The organism is Achromobacter sp. ACM02 (assembly GCF_014851605.1).
Lineage (GTDB): Bacteria > Pseudomonadota > Gammaproteobacteria > Burkholderiales > Burkholderiaceae_B > Achromobacter > Achromobacter aegrifaciens.
The window spans coordinates 900,463-918,367 of the sequence record NZ_JACUZY010000001.1; the positions used below are offsets into that span (position 1 = coordinate 900,463).

The window sequence follows — 17,905 nt, forward strand, 5'->3', positions numbered from 1 at the left end:
CTCACCACCGCCCGAACAGGCCGCGCGGCCGATACCAGAGAACCAGGATGAACAGGATGAAGACGCTCACCGTCTTCAAGGCCGGCGCGACGAAGTAACCCGTCATGGCTTCGATGATCCCGATCAGGATGCCCGCGATGAAGGCGCCCGGCAGCGAGCCGAAGCCGCCCATGCACACGGCCACGAAAGCCAGCAGGCCGAACACGGTGCCCACCGAAGGAAACACATAGAAGAAGGTGGTCAGCAAGGCGCCAGCCAGCCCCACCGCCGCGCTGCCCAGCATCCAGACCTGGGCGTTGACCCGGTCCGGCGAAATGCCCACCAGCGCCGCCACCTGGCGGTCTTCCGCCACGGCCTGCAAGGCATGGCCCCAGCGCGTGCGGTACACCAGGATGAACAACGCCACCACCACTACCAGCGCGATCAGGCCCGTGACCACCTGGGGCCTGCCCAGCGAGATGCCGGCAACCGTGACGCTGCCCGACACCAGCGTGTCCGGCAGGCTGCGGTAGTCGGGACTGAAGGCGATGAAGGCGATCTGGCGCAGCACCAGCCCGAGACCGAAGGTGGCCAGGATGACCGCCATCGCCGGCCCCTTTTGCAGGCGGCGGATGATGAGCGCATAGGTCAGGAAGCCGACGAAGGCGAGCAGGACCGCCACCAGCGGCGCCGACAGCGTGGGATCGATGTGGCCCAGCGTGTAGAGCCAATAGGCGGCATACATGCCCAGCATCAGGAACTCGCCATGGGCGAAGTTGATGACGTCGGTGATGCCCCATATCAGCGCCAGCCCCACCGCCACCGCGGCATAGATCAGGCCGTTGAACAGGCCTGCCGAGAGAGCTTCGAACATGGAGTGCTCCTCGCGGCGGGCCCCGCGGCCCGCCGCGTCAGACTATGTTTACTTCCAGGTGAACGGCAGCGTGGGCAGGTTCTTGTCCGTACGGTATTTTTCCGGCCATACGGTCTGGTAGGCGGCGCCCTTGAGCTCCAGGATCAGGCCCGAACCCTTGGTGTTCTGGCCCTTGGCGTCGAACTGCACGCCGGCCCAGGGCATCGCGACCTGCGCCTCGCCCAGATCGGTGGCGGCCAGCGCCTTGCGGATCGCCTCGGGGTCCGTCGAGCCGGCCCGGTTGATCGCGTCGGCCAGCACCAGCACCCCTTGCATCGAACGCGCGTTGTTGCCGTTCAGATCCTTGCCCGTCTTGGCCTTGTACATGTCGTTGATCTTCTTCAGCCCGGCCTTGGATGCGGCCACGTCATTGCCCCAGACGTCGCGCGTCAGCACGCCCTGGACCTGCGGCCCCACTTCCTGCACGAAGCGCGAATCGATGAAGCCCGCGTCGTTGGCCAGCAGCACCGGCGGCGCGTACTTGCTTTCGCGCATGGTGCGCACGAACAGCATGGCGTCCGAGGTATAGCTGGCGAAGATCGCCACATCCGGCTTGGCGGCGGCGAGTTTCTGCACTTCCGCCGTCACCGAGGCCGAGCCCGCGCTATAGGCGATGTTGGCGACCAGTTGGCGCTTGTACTGCTTGGCGAACTTTTCGACCGCCTTGTAGGTGTTCACGCCGAAGTCGGTGTTCTCGTACACCACGGCGATCTTGGCGGTCGGCACGGCCTTCACGCCGTCCAGGAACTGCATCATGTTCTCGACGAAGGTATCGTCATTGGGCGAGGTGCGGAAGAACCACTTGTAGCCGCGCTCGGTCAGGTCCGGGCTGCTGGATTCGCCGTTTACATAGGGAATGCCGCGCTGCTCGGCGATGCGGCTGGCGGTCTTGGTCACGGCGGACTGGTAGGCGCCGGTCAGGGCCACGACCTTTTCCTGGTCTATCAGGCGTTGGGCATCAGCCAGGCCCACTTCGGGCTTGCCCTGGGAATCGCCGAACACCACTTCGATCTTGGCGCCTCCCAGCGCCGGCAGCCCGCTGCCCGCGGCCAACGGTATGCCTTCCAGTTCGGGATGCGGATTGTTGATGATTTCGACCGCCAGTTCGACGGCCGCCTTGATTTCAGACCCCGTTGACGCCAAGGCGCCCGATAGCGGATAGATCGCGCCGATGCGCACGGCCTGTTGCGCCTGCGCGGGAACGGCGCACATCAGCGCCAGGCTCGCGGCGACACCCGCGATGAGCTTCATCTTCATAACTGGACTCCTGGATTGGACCGGCTGGGTATGAAAGCAATGCATGGCCGCGTTCGCGGCGGCAGGAGACCGTCCGGCAAGCTGGAAGGCCCCAGATTCAAAGCGGTTGTCGCCATTTCCCCTTGTCCTTTAATGGATCGTTTTGGTGGCACAACTGGTATTGCAGCGCGAGTACGACTTCTAACCGCTACCCGCTTACGCGCTGCTGAGAAAGCGGATCGCAGGCGGTCAGAACACCGCCATCCGGCTATTGATGAGGTCCGTGACCAGCATGTGGCCCGGCGCGTGGGTAATGCAGAACTCCGGCCGCACGGCTGCGACCACCGACTGCGGCGTCACGCCGCAGGCCCAGAACACAGGCATCTCGCCTTCGCGTATCTCCACCGGATCACCATAGTCCGGGCGGTTGACGTCGGCAATCCCGATCAACGCGGGGTCGCCGATATGCACCGGCGCGCCGTGGACCGAGGGAAAACGCGAAGTGACCTGGATGGCGCGGATGGCGTCCGCGGCCTTCAGGGGACGCATGGATACGACCAAGGGGCCGCCGAACACGCCCGCGGCATGGGTCGGGATGCTGGTGCGGTACATGGGCACGTTGCAGCCCTGCTCGATGTGGCGCACGGGCAGGCCGTTGTCCAGCATCGCTTCCTCGAAGGAGAACGAGCAGCCGATCAGGAACGACACCAGATCGTCGCGCCACAGGTCGCGCACGTCGGTGGGCTCGGCCACCAGCTCGCCGTTCTGCCAGACGCGATAACGCGGGATGTCGCTACGGATGTCGATGTCCTGGCCCAGTTCCGGCACAGCGGGATCGCCCGGTTCGGACATGGCGAGCAAGGGACAGGGCTTGGGATTGCGTTGACAGAAATGCAGGAAATCCGCCGCCAGCGCGCGCGGCAGGATCGCCAGGTTGGCCTGTACATGGCCGGGCGCCAGGTTGGCGGTGGGGCCGGTGAGCTTGCCGCTGCGCGCATCCAGGCGCGCCTGGCGGGCCAATTCCACGCTAGTGCGCGCGGCAGGGTTCGTATGCATGTCCATCCCTTCAATGACGATTCAAGTATGGGGACATTGCACAGGAACCGCGCAGCAGCGTCCAATCACAAGTTGCGATAGACCCCGATCAAAATTACTTATCAGGGTTATGCCGGATGGCGCAGCGCCTCTTCGCGCGCAATCTGCTGCGCTGCTTCGGCCACCGCGCGCGGAATCTGGCTGTCCGGCCCCTGCATCCAGCAGGCGGTGTAGTGCAGCGGCGGCAAGGCCGGCGCCTTCACGTCCAGGATGCGCAATTCGCCTTGCGCCAGCTCCTTGTGCAGGATGACGGGCGCGATGACCGCGGTGCCGATGCCGTCCTGCGCCATCCGCACGATGACGCTGAGCGCCGAACTGCCGTACATGCGCGGCGCCTCCACGCCGGCCTGCTGCAACAACTGGCGCACGGCGCGGTGCGGGTCGGTGGTGGACGGATACGTGATGACGGGCCATTCGGCCAGCCGCTTCAAGGGGATGGGCTGGCGCCCCACCTTGAGCTTGGGACTGGCCACCCAGCTCAGCGGGTAGTTGCAGAGATACAGGTTTTCGATGCGCGGCTCTTCCATCGGCCCGAGCAGGAACGCCAAGTCGATCTGGCGCGAGGCGAGCTGCGTCTTCAGCACGGTGGTCGTATCCACCTGGATCTCGACCATCAGCGCCGGATAGACGTCGTGCAGATACTCCATCAGGGTCGGCAGCCAGGTATGGACGATGGTTTCCGATACCCCCAGCCGCAACATGCCGCTCATGATGCTCTTGGCGCGCGCGGCCTCCTGCATGTCGCGCCGCATCTGCAACATGCGCTCGGCGTGCGACAGCAGTTCGCGTCCCTTGCCCGTCAGCTTGATACCGCGCGCATCGCGGTCGAACAGGCGCACGCCCAGATCGGATTCCAGCGACGCGATGCGCTGGGAAATGGCGGGCTGGGTGGCGTTCAGCTTTTCGGCGGCCGCCCGGAAACCGCCCAGGGTGGCGACCCAGAAGAACGTTTCGATATTGCGCAGATCGATCATGGCGGCGGCATCCGGCTATGCAGCCGCCATCTTAGCGCCCGGGGCGGGCCCGGCGGCTGCCGCCCGCCCCCGCTGCGCGTCACTGGCCGGCGTAGATCGCTTCCACCGCCAGGCCGATGCTCAGGATGCGGCGGTCGGCGCCGTTGCTGCCCGCGATCATCAGGCCCACCGGCGCCGTGCCTGCGGCATGGCAAGGCAGCGACAGCGCGCAGCCATCCAGGAAATTGATCAGCGTCGGATTGCGCAGGATCAGGCCATTGGCGGCGTAGTAGGCCTCGTCCGAGGCCTGCAGGTCGGCCACCGCCGGCGCCACGATGGGCGTGGTCGGCATGATCAGGGCGTCGTAGCCGGCGATGCGCCGGTCCACTGCCGCGACCCAGGCTTCCCGCGCATCCAGCAGGTCCAGGTAGTCGGCCGCGCTCATGTCCTTGCCACGCATGATGCGCGACACCACGCGCGGGTCATAGCGCTTGCCGGCGCGGGCGATCAAGTCGCGGTGCCAGGCCCAGGCCTCGGCGGCGGTGAAGCCGCCCTTGGCGTTGATGGCGGCCAGTTCGGCGAATTCCGGAATCGCAATCTCTTCGACCAGGGCGCCGGCGGCCTTCAGGCGGCTGACGGCGACTGCAAAGCTGTCGGCGACATGCTTGTCCATGGCGTCCAGCGCCAGCGTGGTCGGGATGGCCAGGCGCAGGCCGTGCAGCACGGCCGCTTCCGGCACCGGGCCGCCGTCCCCGGACAGGATCGCGTCCAGCTCGGCGCAGCAACGCACGCTGGCGGCGATCGGGCCGATGGAGTCCAGGTTGGCCGACAGCGGCAGCACGCCTTCCATGGACACGCGCCAGGCGCTGGGCTTGAAGCCCGTCAGGCCGCACAGCGCGGCTGGAATGCGCACGGAACCGCCGGTGTCCGAGCCGATGGCCGCGGCCGACATGCCGTCGGCAACCGACACCGCGGCGCCCGAGGACGAGCCGCCCGGGATGCGGCCGGTGGCGCGGTCGTAGGGGTTCAGGGGCGTGCCGTAATGGGGATTGATGCCCAGGCCCGAATAGGCAAATTCGGTCATGTTGGTGCGGCCGATGATGACCGCGCCTGCGGCGATCAGGCGGCGCACGACTTCGGCGTCGGCGTCGGCCGCCGGTTCGCCCTCGCGGGCCACCGAGCCCGCCATCGTCGTTTCGCCTTCGACGTCGAAGAGATCCTTGATGCTGATGGGCAGGCCCTCGATCGCGGAGCGGACGATGCCGGCGGCGCGCAGCGTGTCGGAGGCTTGCGCCTGCGCCAATGCCGATTCGGCGTACAGGCGGGTGAACGCGCGGGCGCCCTCGCCCGCTTCGTCCTGCGCGCGGGCCAGCGCCGCCTGCGTCAGTTCCACGGAGGTGCTGCGGCCCTCTTGCAGGGCCTGGGTCAGATCATTCAAAGTCGGAACCATAGTCATCCTAGTGCCGTCTTGCGGCTTGAGTGCAAACGGGCGCGCCAGCGGGCGCGCCTCGCGATCAGCGCCTGGGGCCTGAATCAGGCCACCACGGGGAGCGTCTCGACATGATAGCGGTGGCGCAGGCTGCGCTGGCGCCGCGGATCGTGCAACTCCATGGTGAAGTCGGCCGCGGCGCGGATGCCGCCGATCGCGCCCACCGTGCCGCAGGTCATGCCCGCGCCGGCCGGCAGCACCGTGGCGCCGCCGGTATAGCCTGCGATCAGGTCCTGCGGCGTGCGCAGCGACGCCAGCGGGCCTTCCTGGTACAGCACTTCCACGCCGTTCTCGACGATGTAGGAACGGATGATGAGCTCGTCCCAGTAGTCCGCCACGTCGGCCAGACGCCAGGCGCTCGTGGCCACGGGCTTGACGCAGACCTGCTTGGACATCGCCACGCTGTAGGTTTCCAGCTTGCGGTCGGTATGGTCGGACGCGATGCTGACGTACATTTCGCCGTCCACGGAGAACACGAAGGTCTCGACTTCTCCCGACGAATCTTCGCCCAGCGCCTGCACGGTTTCCTTCTGGGTCAGCTGGTTGTCGGCGATGCGGTAGTACAGCGGCACGCTGCTGGGGCGCGGCACGCCGATAGCGGCGAGTTCTTCGATGTGGTGCTCGATCGCGGCCATGTCGCGTCCGGCCCAGCCGGCGACGATCAGGGTGTTGAACTCCACTTCCACCTGGCGGGGTTGCGAGTCTTCGATCTGGAATACGGCTTTCATATCTGTCCTGCTGAGAATAAGGGGGTGAAGGACGCGGCGGCTCGCCGCGCCCCGGAATGTCTAGGGAATGAAGGTCAGCCGAACACGCGCGGCAGCCATAGCGCCACGTCCGGCCAGAAGGCCAGCAACGCCAGCATCACGAACATGGCGGCCACGAACGGCAGGCTGCCCATGATGACCGCGCTCATGGAACCGCTCTTGCGCAGGCTCTGCACCACGAACAGGTTCAGGCCCACGGGCGGCGTGATCAAGGCGGCTTCGACCAGGATGATGATGACGATGCCCAGCCAGATGGGGTCGAAACCCAGGCCGATCATGATGGGCGCCACGATGGGGATGGTCGTGATCATCATGGACAGCGTTTCCATGAAGCAGCCCAGCACCAGGTAGAAAATCACCACGATCAGCAGCATCCAGCCGGGCGACAGGCCCAGGCCCGTGATCGACTTGGTCAGCGCATCGGTCAGCCCGGTCGCGGACATGACGAAGTTCAGGAAGCTGGCCGCCACCACGATCAGCATGATCATGGCCGTGGAGCGCATGGTGCCTTCCATGACCTCGCGCAGCATCGACCACGACAGACGGCGGAACCAGGCCGCCAGGATGAACGCGCCCAGCACGCCCAGCGCGGCCGCCTCGGTCGGCGTGGCCAGGCCGGCGTAGATGGAACCCACCACCAGGAAGAAGATCCCCATGGGCGGCGCCAGATGCACCAGGCTGGCAAAGCGCTGGCCCCAGCTCGCCTGGATCTTCTTGCCGCCCCAGGACGGCTTGGCGACGCAGGCGATGACCACCGTCAGCATGAACAGCGCGGCCATCGCAAAACCCGGGATGATGCCGGCCAGGTAGAGCTTGGGCACCGAGGAGTTCGTCAGCACGCCATAGATGACCAGGTTGATCGAAGGCGGGATCAGGATGCCCAGCGTGCCGCCGGCGGCCAGGCTGCCCAGGAACAGCGGCTCGTTGTAGCCGTACTTGCGGATCTGCGGGATCGCCACGGTGCCGACCGTCGCGGCAGTCGCCACGCTGGAGCCCGAGGTGGCCGAGAACAGCGTCGACGCGCCGATGTTGGCGTGCATCAGTCCGCCCGGCAGCCACGACAGCCACAGGCTCATCGCGCCATACATGCGTTCGGCGAAGCCCGCACGCAGCAGCACCTCGCCCAGCATGATGAACAGCGGGATCGCCACCAGCAGGAATTCGTTGTTGGTGCTCCAGGAAACTTCGCCGATGGCGCGCGTAAGCGGCAGCATGGAGAACAGCGGGTCCAGGATCAGGCCCAGCACGCCCAGCGCCGCGCCCACCGGAATGGACAGGCCGATCAGCACCAGAAGCAGTATCAATGCGGTGGAAATCATGCGGCCTCTCCCTTCACCATGCGCTCGCCGGCGGCGGCTTCCTCGTCGGCTTCTTCCTGCGCCGAACGCACGCCGCAAATGCTCCTGACCAGTTCGATGTCGCCCGTGACCAGCGCGGCGGAAGCGCGCGCCAGCATCAGCGCGACGGTGATGCACATCCAGCCCAGGCCGAGCAGCCACAGGCCCTGCGGAATCCACAACGGCGTGGCCAGCGGCGTATTGGCCGCGGATTTCTGCGCCCAGGAGGTCTGCACCACCTCCGACGCGTAGTAAGTCAGGTACACCATGAAGACCGCCAGGGCCACCATGGAAATCCAGTCCAGCACGGCCGCAACGCGCACCGGCATGTACTGGTAGACCACGTCCACGCGCACATTGGCGCGCTGCAACGTGGCGAACGCCAGCGCCCAGGACGTGCTGATGGCGAAGGCATAACTGGACAGCTCGTCCGCGCCGCCGGTCGTGAAGCCCAGGAACTTGCGGGCCAGCACATCGAACGAGATCAGCAGCACGCTGGCCACCGTCAGCGCGCCGCCGGCCCACACGGCCAAGCGCGAAAAGCTCTCGGCGCGCCGCAATAGCCCGCCCAGCAGGCGGAAGTGTTCAGATTGAGTCATGAGTAAAACCTTTGCAGGGCCAGGCACACATCGCCGCCCCAGCTATGTCGGGAACCGCCCTATCGGGACGCCCCACGGAGCCAGCTCTCCCGATCCATCGCCCCCCTCCCCCGATCGGGATGCCGCGGATCCGGCTCCGCCGGTCCGCAGGCATGCCCCCCTGGGGGGGAAGCGCGGTAGCGCTTCGGGGGGGAGACTACTTCTTCGCCACCACGCCCAGCGTCTTGCCGATGGTGGCGTTGAAGTCCTTCACGCACTGGGCCGAGCAGCGCGCGGCCCACTTCGGCAGCACGGCTTCTTCGGTGACCTTCTTCAGCAGCGCGCGGTCAGCATCCGAGGGCTGGACCAGGACCATCTTGCCCTTGACCGGGAACGGGCAAGCGGCAGCGCCCGTGTTGCAGTCATAGCCTTCCTGCGTCTGGCGCGCGGCGGCGTCCCAGATGTTGTCGACCAGCGTCTTCACATTGGTCTGCAGGAAAGTGCGCACGTTGGGGTCCAGCTTGTCCCAGGCCTTCTGGTTCACGGCGTGGATCTGCTGGTTCCAGTTGATCGGCAGCGCGACCAGGTGGGTCGACACTTCGTACCACTTCGCCGAATAGCCGGACAGCGAACCCGTGATGGCGCAATCCACCACCTTGTTCTGCAGCGCCGGCACCACTTCGCCGAAGGCCATGGTCACGCTGGAGCCGCCCAGCGCTTCGACGAACTCGGCGGTGGTACGGCTGCTGGTGCGGACCTTCTTGCCCTTGATGTCGGCCAGGCCCTTGATTTCGGCGTTGCAGAACAGCACCTGCGCGGGATAGGTGGAAATGCCCAGCAGCTTGACGTTGCTGCCCTCGCCATACAGCTTGGCGTAGACCGGCTCGAACGCGTCGGTGACGGCGCGCGCGGTCTTGACGTCGGGCGCCAGGCCGGCCAGGTCGATCGCTTCGTTGATGGGATTGTCACTGGCGAAGTACGCCAGGGTGGCGGTGCCGAATTCGACCACGCCCTGCGACATCAGGCGCAGCAATTCGGGGCCCTTCAAGCCCATTTCGTTGAAGCCCTTGATGTCGGCCGTGACCTGGCCCTTGGACAGCTCGGGGATGGTCTTGGTCCAGAACGGCTTTTCGTAATCGTTGTAGGCGGTCAGGTTGCTCAGGCCGCCCACGACTTTCAACTGGGTCTTGGGGAGGTCCTGGGCCTGGACGGCGCCGGCCAACAGGCTGGCGGCGACGGCGGCGAAAACTAGCGACTTCTTCATGGACAAAACTCCTGGCTGGCGGGATGGTATGCCGCGCGCCGGATCCCGTTATCCTGGCGGCGCGCGGTGGCAATCGAAGAGTCTGGAGATCAGCCGCGCAGCGGCGCGCGTCGCGCCTGCGCGGCATGGCTTGCCGCCCGGTTCCGGGAATGGGACATACGCTGGTTCATGCTTTCCCCCGCTCTATGCATCCAGGCGATCGTTATTGATGTGGCGCCATTGCAGCGTCAGGGGCGCGGAGCGTCCAATCGTATGTTGCGATACGGGGGTATAAATTTTTCTTTGGTCTCGTGCGGCAAGCGCCCCGCGTTTCGCGCAAACGACGCGGTGGCGCGGCTTGGCGGGCAGTTGGGCGCGTCGCAACGTGGCCGCGGCGCACGGCCGCTACGGCCGGCGGCGCAGCCCCTGCTGGGGTAAACACCTAGAGCGGAATCCCGTCCGCAGCCTGCTCGGCCACCTTCTGCGCCATCTGCGCGATGACCCGTACCGCGTGACTATCCGGCCCCTGCACCCAGGTAGCCGTGAAGCTCAGTTCCGGCAAAGGATCCGCCTCCACGCGCAGGATGCGCAATTCGCCGCGCGCCAGCTCCTTGCCCAGGAACACCGGCGCGATGACGCTGGTGCCGATGGCGTCCTGCGTCATCCGCACCACCATCGACATCGACGCACTGCCGTACATGCGCGGCGACGTCACGCCGGCGCGAGTCAGCATGTCGCGCACCACGCGGTAAGGCGCGCTGTTGGAGGGATAGGTGATGATGGGCAGCTTGCCTATCCGCTCCAATGTCAGCGGCTCCGGCCCCAGATCCAACAGGGGGCTGGCGACCCAAGCCAGCGGATAGGTGCATAGGGGCAGGTTTTCCACACGCGCCTCGAGCACCGGCCCCATCAGGAAGGCCAGATCGATCTGGCGCGACATCAGGTGCGAGCGCAGCACATGCGTCGTGTCCACCTCTATTTCCAGCACCAGCGCCGGATAGTTCGAATGGATCAGCTCGATCAGCGTGGGCAGCCAGGTCTGCACGATGGTCTCGGCCACGCCGATGCGCACGGTGCCGCTCATGACGTTTTGCTCGCGCGCGGCTTCGAACATGTCGCGCCGCACCTGCAGCATGCGTTCGGCATGCGACAGCAGTTCATGCCCCTTGGCGGTCAGCTTCACGCCGCGCGCCTCGCGCTCGAACAGGAGCACGCCCAGGTCGGCCTCCAGCGAGGCGATGCGCTGCGATACCGCAGGCTGGGTGGTGTTGAGTTTCTCCGACGCGGCGCGAAAACTGCCCAGCGTGGCCACCCAAAAAAAAGTTTCGATGTTGCGTAGTTCTATCATGAGCCTGTTCCCCCGGCGCGATGAGCGTATCATGGCAGCCGCCCGGTACCTGCAAACCGGCGTTTCAGCCAACAAAGGAGTTTGTCGATGACCCCGGCCGATGACGGTCGCACGCGCCGCGCAGCGCCCGCTTCCAGCGGCCCGATGATGGGGGTGCTGTTGCTGGTGCTGTCGATGTGGACGCTGTCGTGCCTGGATGCCAGCGGCAAGTGGGTCATGAATGCGGGCGTGCCGCTGCTGGTGCTGTCGTGGTTCCGCTATGCCGTGCACCTGGCGCTGGTGCTGGCCCTGGTGCTGCCCGCGCGCGGCCTGGGCGTTTTTCGCAGCAAGAAGCCGCGCGAACAGATCCTGCGCGGCGGCTCGATGTTCCTGGCCACGCTGATGTTCTTCACCACGCTGAGCTACATCCCGCAGGCCGAGGCCACCGCCATCAACTTCCTGGCGCCGCTGCTGGTGCTGTCCGCCGCGCCCTGGGTCCTCAAGGAACCCGCCCGCCTGTCGCGCTTCGTGGCCGCCGGCATCGCCTTCATCGGCGTGATCATCGTGATCCGCCCCGGCGGCGGCCTGGATCCGGTGGGCACGGTGTTCGGCCTGCTCACGGCCTGTTGCTTCGCCGTGCAGTTCATCGCCACGCGGCGCGTGGCGGGCGACGACCCGTTTACCTCGCTGATCTGGAGCGGCGCCGTCGGCACGCTTTGCCTGACCCTGTCCCTGCCCTTCATCCTGCCGCCTGCCCTGCCCGTGCTCAAGGCGCTGGCGCCGCTGGACTGGGTTGTGCTGATCTCCACCGGCATCACCGGCGGCCTGGGCCATCTGTTCCAGATCGCCGCCTACCGCCGCGCGCCCGCTTCCACCCTGGCGCCCTTCGTCTACCTGCAGATCATCAGCGCCACCTCGGTCGGCTGGCTGGTCTGGGGCCACTTCCCGGACCCGCTGACCTGGCTGGGCATCGCCATCATCTGCGCCAGCGGCATCGGCATCGGCCTGATTGAATGGCGCCGCAGCCGCGCCCAGGCCGCGCCGCTGGCCGGGGCCGACGCACGCTGAGCCGGCAGCGCGCAGGCGCCGCCTCCCGTACAATGCGGGTCGCTTTTTGCGCTTTCGCGCATGGGCGATCCAGGCATTTCCCCGAATCGAGGCTCCCATGATCATCAAGCCCCGCGTGCGCGGTTTCATCTGCGTCACCACCCATCCGGCCGGCTGCGCCGCCAACGTCCGCAACCAGATCGACTACGTCCGCGCCCAGGGGCCGATAGCTGGCGGGCCGAAACGCGTACTGGTGCTGGGCGCATCGACCGGCTATGGCCTGGCGGCGCGGATCAGCGCGGCCTTTGGCTGTGGCGCGCAGACGCTGGGCGTGTTCTTCGAGCGGCCGGGCGACGCCGCCAAGGCCGGCACGCCGGGCTGGTACAACACGGCGGAGTTCCACGAGCAGGCCCACGCCGCCGGACTCTATGCCAAGAGCGTCAACGGCGACGCCTTCTCCGACGAAATCAAGCGCAAGACCATAGACCTCATCAAACAGGATCTGGGCCAGGTCGATCAGGTGATCTACAGCCTGGCCGCGCCGCGCCGCACGCACCCGAAAACCGGCGAAGTCTTCAATTCGACCCTCAAGCCCATCGGCCAGGCGGTCAACCTGCGCGGCCTGGACACCGACCGCGAAGTGGTCAAGGAATCCGTGCTGGAACCCGCCACCCAGGCCGAGATCGACGCGACTGTCGCCGTCATGGGCGGCGAAGACTGGCAGATGTGGATAGACGCGCTGCTGGAAGCCGGCGTGCTGGCCGAAGGCGCCACCACCACGGCCTTCACCTACCTGGGCGAGAAGATCACCCACGACATCTACTGGAATGGCTCGATCGGCGCCGCCAAGAAGGATCTGGACCAGAAGGTGCTGGAGATCCGCGCCAAGCTGGCCGCGCGCGGCGGCGACGCCCGCGTGTCGGTGCTCAAGGCGGTGGTGACGCAGGCCAGCTCGGCGATCCCCATGATGCCGCTCTACCTGTCGCTGCTGTTCAAGACCATGAAGGAGGCCGGCACGCACGAGGGCTGCATCGAACAGGTCTATGGCCTGTACCGCGACAGCCTGTGCGGCAAGACGCCGATCCTGGACCAGGACGGACGCCTGCGCGCCGACTACAAGGAACTGGATCCCGAGGTGCAGGCCCGCGTGCAGGCGCTGTGGGGCCAGGTCACCAACGACAACATCTACCAGCTGACGGACTTCGCGGGCTACAAGCAGGACTTCCTGCGCCTGTTCGGCTTCGAAATCGAAGGCGTCGACTATGAAGCCGACACCGATCCGGCCGTGGAAATCCGCGGGCTGGCTTGAGCCCCGGCGCTAGCGCGCCATCAGCTCCAGCAGGCGGTCCAGGCCGCCTTCGTCGATTGCGACATTGACCTCCTCGCGCACGGCCGGTTTGGCGCGGTAGCCCACCGACAGGCCCGCCGCCCGCATCATCGGCAGGTCGTTGGCGCCGTCGCCCACGGCGATGGCGCGCTCCGGCCCCACGCCCAGCGCCGCGCACACTTCCAGCAGCTTGCGGCGCTTTTCCTCGCCATCGCAGATGTCGCCCCAGGCTTGCGGCAGCAGCCGGCCGGTCAGGCGTCCATCCACGATTTCCAGCACATTGGCGCGCACGTCGTCCAGCCCCAGTCGCACCCGCAGCCGGTCGGTGAAGCAGGTAAAGCCGCCAGTCACCAGCAGGCAGGTCAGGCCCGCGGCCTTGCACGCCGCGATCAGCGTTTCCGCGCCCGGATTGATGCGCACACGCTGTTCATAGACCTCGTCCAGCGCCGCTTCCGGCATGCCTGCCAGCAGCGCCACGCGCTCGCGCAGGCTCTGCTTGTAGTCCTTGATCTCGCCGCGCATGGCGGCTTCCGTCAGCGCCGCCACCTCGGCCTTCTTGCCCATCAGGTCCGCCATTTCGTCCAGCGTCTCGATCGAGATCAGCGTCGAGTCCATGTCGAAGGCGATGAGTTTGTAGTCCGTGAGCGCAAGCGGAGGCGTAATGCCGCGCCAGGAAAGGCCGGGTGTCGTAGAGGCGGAATGCATGGGGAATCCTTGGTCTATGCGGTATGTGAGGGGTCGCACCCTTGCTCGCGCAACCACTCGATGAACAATAGCGCCGACGCGGCGGCCGGGCCGTCCTGGCGGTACAGCGCGTGGATGCCGGCGTTCGGCAGCTGCGGGCCGTCGAACAGCGGGCGCAGGCGATCGGCGCGGATGTCGTCTTCCAGCAGGCACCAGGGCGCCAAGGCGATGCCCAGGTCGTTCATGGCAGCCTGCATGCACAGGAACTGGTGGTCGAACACCGGCCCCGGCAATTGCGCAGGCACGTCCACCTTGGCCAGCGCGAACCAGCGCGGCCAGTGGTCCATGCCGCCCGCGATCTTCAGCAGCGGATGCCCCAGGCAATCCGCGGGCGCGGCCAGGCGGTTGCGCTCGATGAAGCGCGGCGATGCCACCGGCACGTGGAAGTCGTCCAGGCAGTGCACGCAGGCCAGGTCCGAATGCGCCATGTAGCCGTGGCGGATCAGCACGTCGCTGCCCGTGTCGCCGCCGCGGTCCAGGAACGACCGCCCTTGCGTGGTGAGCTGCACGTCCACGCCCGGATGCCGGGCCTGGAACGCCGACAGGCGCGGGATCAGCCACTTCATGGTCAGCGACGGCGTGGCGCAGACGCGCAGCACGCCGCCGTAGGCGGGCGATTTCAGCTTGGCGGTCGCGGCCGCGATGCGTTCCAGGCTGGCCTGGATTTCCGGAAAGTAGGCCTGGGCGCAAGGCAGCAGCGCCACGCCGCGCGCCTCCCGCGCGAACAGAGGCTGCCCCACGTACTCTTCGAGTATGCGGATCTGCTGGCTGACCGCGCTATGCGTGATGCTCAGTTCGTCGGCGGCCGCGGTGAAGCTGCGCAGACGCGCCGCGGCTTCGAACACGCGCAAGGCCTTCAGCGGCGGCAGGCTCTGCCCCGCCATCTCAGTTGCGGCCCGCCCGCGCGCCGGCCCTGCGCCGCGCTGTGCTGCTCTTTCCCACGTTTTCCCTTGTCGTCTATTTTTTTGGCGGCGCTGCTTGCGCGCGCCTGCCCTATCCAGCCGCATTCTAGGTGATAGCCCGCGCGCCGACCTCTTAGAAAAACTAACGACTACCCTTAAAAAACACCGCTGGTCGGGCGCCCAGCGCGTTTCTATGATGCCCGCAACCTCAGGCAGGAAGCGAAACATGGCATCAATCACCGTAGACGGCATCGTCAAGACTTTCGGCGGGCAGCAAGTGCTGCGCAATCTGTCGCTGCACATCCCCGACGGCGCGTTCTACACGCTGTTGGGACCCAGCGGTTGCGGCAAGACCACGCTGCTGCGCTGCATTGCGGGCTTCTATGCTCCCGACGGCGGACGCCTGCTGTTCGACCAGGACGACGTGACCCACGTGTCCGCGCACCGCCGCGATATCGGCATGGTGTTCCAGGACTATGCGCTGTTCCCCGACAAGACCGCGTTCGACAACGTGGCCTACGGCCTGCGCGCCCGCGGCGTGGCGCGCGCCGAGATCACGCGGCGCGTGAACGAGGCGCTGGACAAGGTCGGGCTGCTGACGCTGGCCGAACGCTATCCGGCGCAGATGAGCGGCGGGCAGCGCCAGCGCGTGGCGCTGGCGCGCGCGCTGGTGATCCGGCCGCGCGTGCTGTTGATGGATGAGCCGCTGTCCAACCTGGACGCCAAGATGCGCCTGCAGATGCGCGACGTGATCCTGGACCTGGTGCGCGAGGCCGGCATCACGACCGTGTTCGTCACGCACGACCAGGAAGAAGCGCTGGCGATGTCCGACCGCATCGCCATCATGGACCGCGGCGACATCGCCCAGCTGGGCACGCCGGAAGAACTCTACGGCACGCCGGTAAACGCCTACGTCGCGGACTTCATCGGTTCGGCCAACGTGATCCCCGTGCCCGCCCGCAACGGCCAGGCCGGCGCCCCCGCCGGCCATGTGCGCTACGAGATCTGCGGCCTGGGCTTTGACGGCGTGCAAGGCAGCGACCAGCTGGACGGCAAGGGTGTGCTGATCGCGCGCCCGGAAGAGCTGGCCCTGATGGCGCCCGCTCCCTACGTGCCCAATACCTTGCCGGGCAAGGTGCTGCGACGCCAATACCTGGGCTTCAAGACCGCATACCGCATTGCGCTGGACAACGGCTCCGAGATCCGCGTCGAGCTGCATGCCGGCAACATGGTGGCGCAGTTCCAGCCCGGCGAAGCCGTGCAGGTGCTGATTCCCGCCGACAGCCGCGTCGTCAACGCCTGAGGACGCGCCGACCATGAAAATCAAATGGTGGCCCTGGGGCGTCCTGACGGCAATCAGCCTGGCGCTGCTGCTGTTCTTCGTGCTCTACCCGCTGGCCGTGCTATTCAGCAACAGCGTCACCGGGCAGGATGGCGGTTTCACGCTGGAGGGCTTCAAGGCCCTGCTGGCCGACTCCCAATACGTCGAGGCCTTCGGCAATACCCTGATCCTGGGCCTGGCGGTCACGGCCTGCACGGTGCTGGTGGGCGTGCCCTTCGCCTACATGGTGGCGCGCTTCGACTTTCCGCTGAAGAACCTGGTGGCGATCCTGCCGGTGCTGACCATCGTGATCCCCGAGATCATCGTGGGCCAGTCCTGGCTGCTGATCCTGGGCAATAACGGCATCCTGACCAACCTGCTGGGCGACGCCGGCATTTCGCTGCCCTCGTTCTACGGCTGGACCGGCATGGTGTTCTCCATGACGCTGGTCTACTACACCTACATCTACCTGGGCGTGCTGGCGGCGCTGCGCGGCTTCGACGGCCAGCTGGAAGAAGCGGGCCTGAGCCTGGGCACGCCGCCGTTGCTGACCAAGCTGCGCGTCCTGGTGCCGGTGTTGCTGCCGGCGGTGCTGGTCAACGCGCTGGTGGTGTTCACGCTGGTGGTGGGCAACTTCGCGCTGGCCATGCTGCTGGGCAGCCGCGTGCCGCTGCTGTCGGTCATGACGTACAACACCTTTGTCAGCGAAATGGGCGGCAGCCCGACCCTGCAGAGCGCGATGTCGGTGGTGTCCATTGCCATCGTCGCCATCGTGCTGTTCTTCCAGAAACGCGTGGTCGAACGCAAGGTCTACACCATGACGCAGGGGCGCGCGCCGGCCGCTACCCGCGTGCGCTCCTGGACCGCCCTGCTCTACACCAGCGGTGTGGGCCTGATCATCTTCATTTCGCTGCTGCCGCTGATCGTGGTCTTCATCGCTGCCTTCACCAAGACCAGCGGCCCGGTCATGCAATGGGGCCAATGGTCGCTGGCCAGCATGCAGCGCGCGCTGCATGGCGCGCCGGAACCCATCCTGAACTCGCTCAAGTTCGCCTCGCTGGCCACGGTGCTGGGCGTGGCCTTCGCGGTGCTGGTCAGCTATCTGACGATCAAGAAGCGCAGCGCCTCGACCCAGGTGCTGGACTACATCGTGGTGCTGCCCCTGACCATTTCCGGCACGGTGCTGGGCATCGCACTGGTGCAGACCTTCAACACCGGCTGGCTGGTGCTGGCGGGCACGTCGGGAATCATGGTGCTGTGCTACACGGTGCGGCGCCTGCCCTTCGCGGTGCGCAACGCCTCGTCGGTGCTGTTCAACATCCCCGAGTCGATCGAGGAAGCGTCGATCAGCCTGGGCGTGTCGCCGCTCATGACCTTCTTCAAGGTGATCCTGCCCGCCATGAAGGCGTCCATCATCTCGGCAGCCATCCTGATGTGGCTCACCACCATTTCCGAGCTGTCGGCCTCCATCGTCGCCTACAGCGGCGGCCTGGAGACCATGCCCATCGCCATCTTCCGCCAGGTCGACGGCGGCAGGCTGGGCATGGCGTCGGCCTATGGCGCGGCGCTGGTCACGGTCATCGTGCTGCCCATCATCGTGTCGGTCAAGGCGTTCCGCATCAAGCTGTTCTCCGGTAAATAACCCAC

General features: G+C 66.6%; 16 protein-coding genes. 4 read left to right on the top strand and 12 right to left on the bottom strand.

All coding sequences use genetic code 11. The features are described from left to right. Position 1: 1 nt before the first annotated feature. The 10 genes from IB258_RS04100 to IB258_RS04145 all read right to left on the bottom strand — a co-directional run bounded on the left by IB258_RS04100 (position 2) and on the right by IB258_RS04145 (position 10,938). Positions 2-853 carry a branched-chain amino acid ABC transporter permease gene (locus IB258_RS04100; RefSeq protein WP_054454041.1) on the bottom strand — a complete coding sequence of 284 codons (852 nt, stop codon included), beginning with the start codon at positions 851-853 and terminating at the stop codon, positions 2-4. Positions 854-901: 48 nt separating this feature from the next. Then, positions 902-2,149, bottom strand: coding sequence for an ABC transporter substrate-binding protein (locus IB258_RS04105; RefSeq protein WP_054454039.1), 1,248 nt, complete (start codon positions 2,147-2,149; stop codon positions 902-904). 228 nt (positions 2,150-2,377) lie between these two features. Next, on the bottom strand, positions 2,378-3,184 hold the full coding sequence (locus tag IB258_RS04110; protein ID WP_054454824.1) for a putative hydro-lyase: 807 nt from the start codon (positions 3,182-3,184) through the stop codon (positions 2,378-2,380). A 107-nt stretch (positions 3,185-3,291) separates the two neighbouring features. Further along, complete coding sequence (locus IB258_RS04115) at positions 3,292-4,197, bottom strand: LysR family transcriptional regulator (RefSeq protein ID WP_054454037.1); 906 nt, start codon at positions 4,195-4,197, stop codon at positions 3,292-3,294. A gap of 79 nt (positions 4,198-4,276) precedes the next feature. Next, complete coding sequence (locus IB258_RS04120; RefSeq protein ID WP_054454034.1) at positions 4,277-5,626, bottom strand: amidase; 1,350 nt, start codon at positions 5,624-5,626, stop codon at positions 4,277-4,279. A gap of 83 nt (positions 5,627-5,709) precedes the next feature. Then, the gene (locus IB258_RS04125; RefSeq protein ID WP_054454032.1) at positions 5,710-6,393 is read right to left on the bottom strand and encodes a DUF2848 domain-containing protein; all 684 of its coding nucleotides are present in this window, start codon (positions 6,391-6,393) and stop codon (positions 5,710-5,712) included. Positions 6,394-6,467: 74 nt separating this feature from the next. After that, the gene (locus tag IB258_RS04130; RefSeq protein WP_119449675.1) at positions 6,468-7,751 is read right to left on the bottom strand and encodes a TRAP transporter large permease; all 1,284 of its coding nucleotides are present in this window, start codon (positions 7,749-7,751) and stop codon (positions 6,468-6,470) included. After that, positions 7,748-8,368: a TRAP transporter small permease subunit gene (locus tag IB258_RS04135; RefSeq protein WP_054454028.1), complete on the bottom strand. Its 621-nt coding sequence runs from the start codon at positions 8,366-8,368 to the stop codon at positions 7,748-7,750. The genes IB258_RS04130 and IB258_RS04135 overlap by 4 nt, the downstream gene beginning before the upstream one ends. Positions 8,369-8,564: 196 nt before the next feature. After that, entirely contained in the window at positions 8,565-9,611 is a 1,047-nt protein-coding gene (locus IB258_RS04140) for a TRAP transporter substrate-binding protein (protein ID WP_054454026.1), read from the bottom strand. 421 nt (positions 9,612-10,032) lie between these two features. Beyond that, the gene (locus IB258_RS04145) at positions 10,033-10,938 is read right to left on the bottom strand and encodes a LysR family transcriptional regulator (RefSeq protein WP_054454022.1); all 906 of its coding nucleotides are present in this window, start codon (positions 10,936-10,938) and stop codon (positions 10,033-10,035) included. A gap of 87 nt (positions 10,939-11,025) precedes the next feature. On the opposite strand from IB258_RS04145, the gene IB258_RS04150 reads away from it, so the two are divergent. Together IB258_RS04150 and fabV are read left to right on the top strand one after the other, a co-directional pair. Further along, positions 11,026-11,985 carry a DMT family transporter gene (locus IB258_RS04150; protein WP_054454020.1) on the top strand — a complete coding sequence of 320 codons (960 nt, stop codon included), beginning with the start codon at positions 11,026-11,028 and terminating at the stop codon, positions 11,983-11,985. 97 nt (positions 11,986-12,082) lie between these two features. After that, a complete protein-coding gene (gene fabV / locus IB258_RS04155) occupies positions 12,083-13,273 on the top strand; it encodes an enoyl-ACP reductase FabV (RefSeq protein WP_119449673.1) in 1,191 nt (396 codons plus the stop codon). Positions 13,274-13,282: 9 nt separating this feature from the next. On the opposite strand, the gene serB is transcribed toward fabV, so the two are convergent. Both serB and IB258_RS04165 read right to left on the bottom strand, forming a co-directional pair. Continuing rightward, positions 13,283-13,996 carry a phosphoserine phosphatase SerB gene (gene serB / locus IB258_RS04160; protein ID WP_119449672.1) on the bottom strand — a complete coding sequence of 238 codons (714 nt, stop codon included), beginning with the start codon at positions 13,994-13,996 and terminating at the stop codon, positions 13,283-13,285. Positions 13,997-14,010: 14 nt separating this feature from the next. Then, complete coding sequence (locus IB258_RS04165; protein ID WP_192352180.1) at positions 14,011-14,919, bottom strand: LysR substrate-binding domain-containing protein; 909 nt, start codon at positions 14,917-14,919, stop codon at positions 14,011-14,013. A gap of 244 nt (positions 14,920-15,163) precedes the next feature. Between IB258_RS04165 and IB258_RS04170 the strand changes: the two genes are divergently transcribed. After that, complete coding sequence (locus IB258_RS04170) at positions 15,164-16,240, top strand: ABC transporter ATP-binding protein (RefSeq protein ID WP_054454012.1); 1,077 nt, start codon at positions 15,164-15,166, stop codon at positions 16,238-16,240. Between the two features lie 13 nt (positions 16,241-16,253). Beyond that, a complete protein-coding gene (locus IB258_RS04175; protein WP_054454010.1) occupies positions 16,254-17,900 on the top strand; it encodes an iron ABC transporter permease in 1,647 nt (548 codons plus the stop codon). The last annotated feature ends 5 nt before the right edge of the window (positions 17,901-17,905 follow it).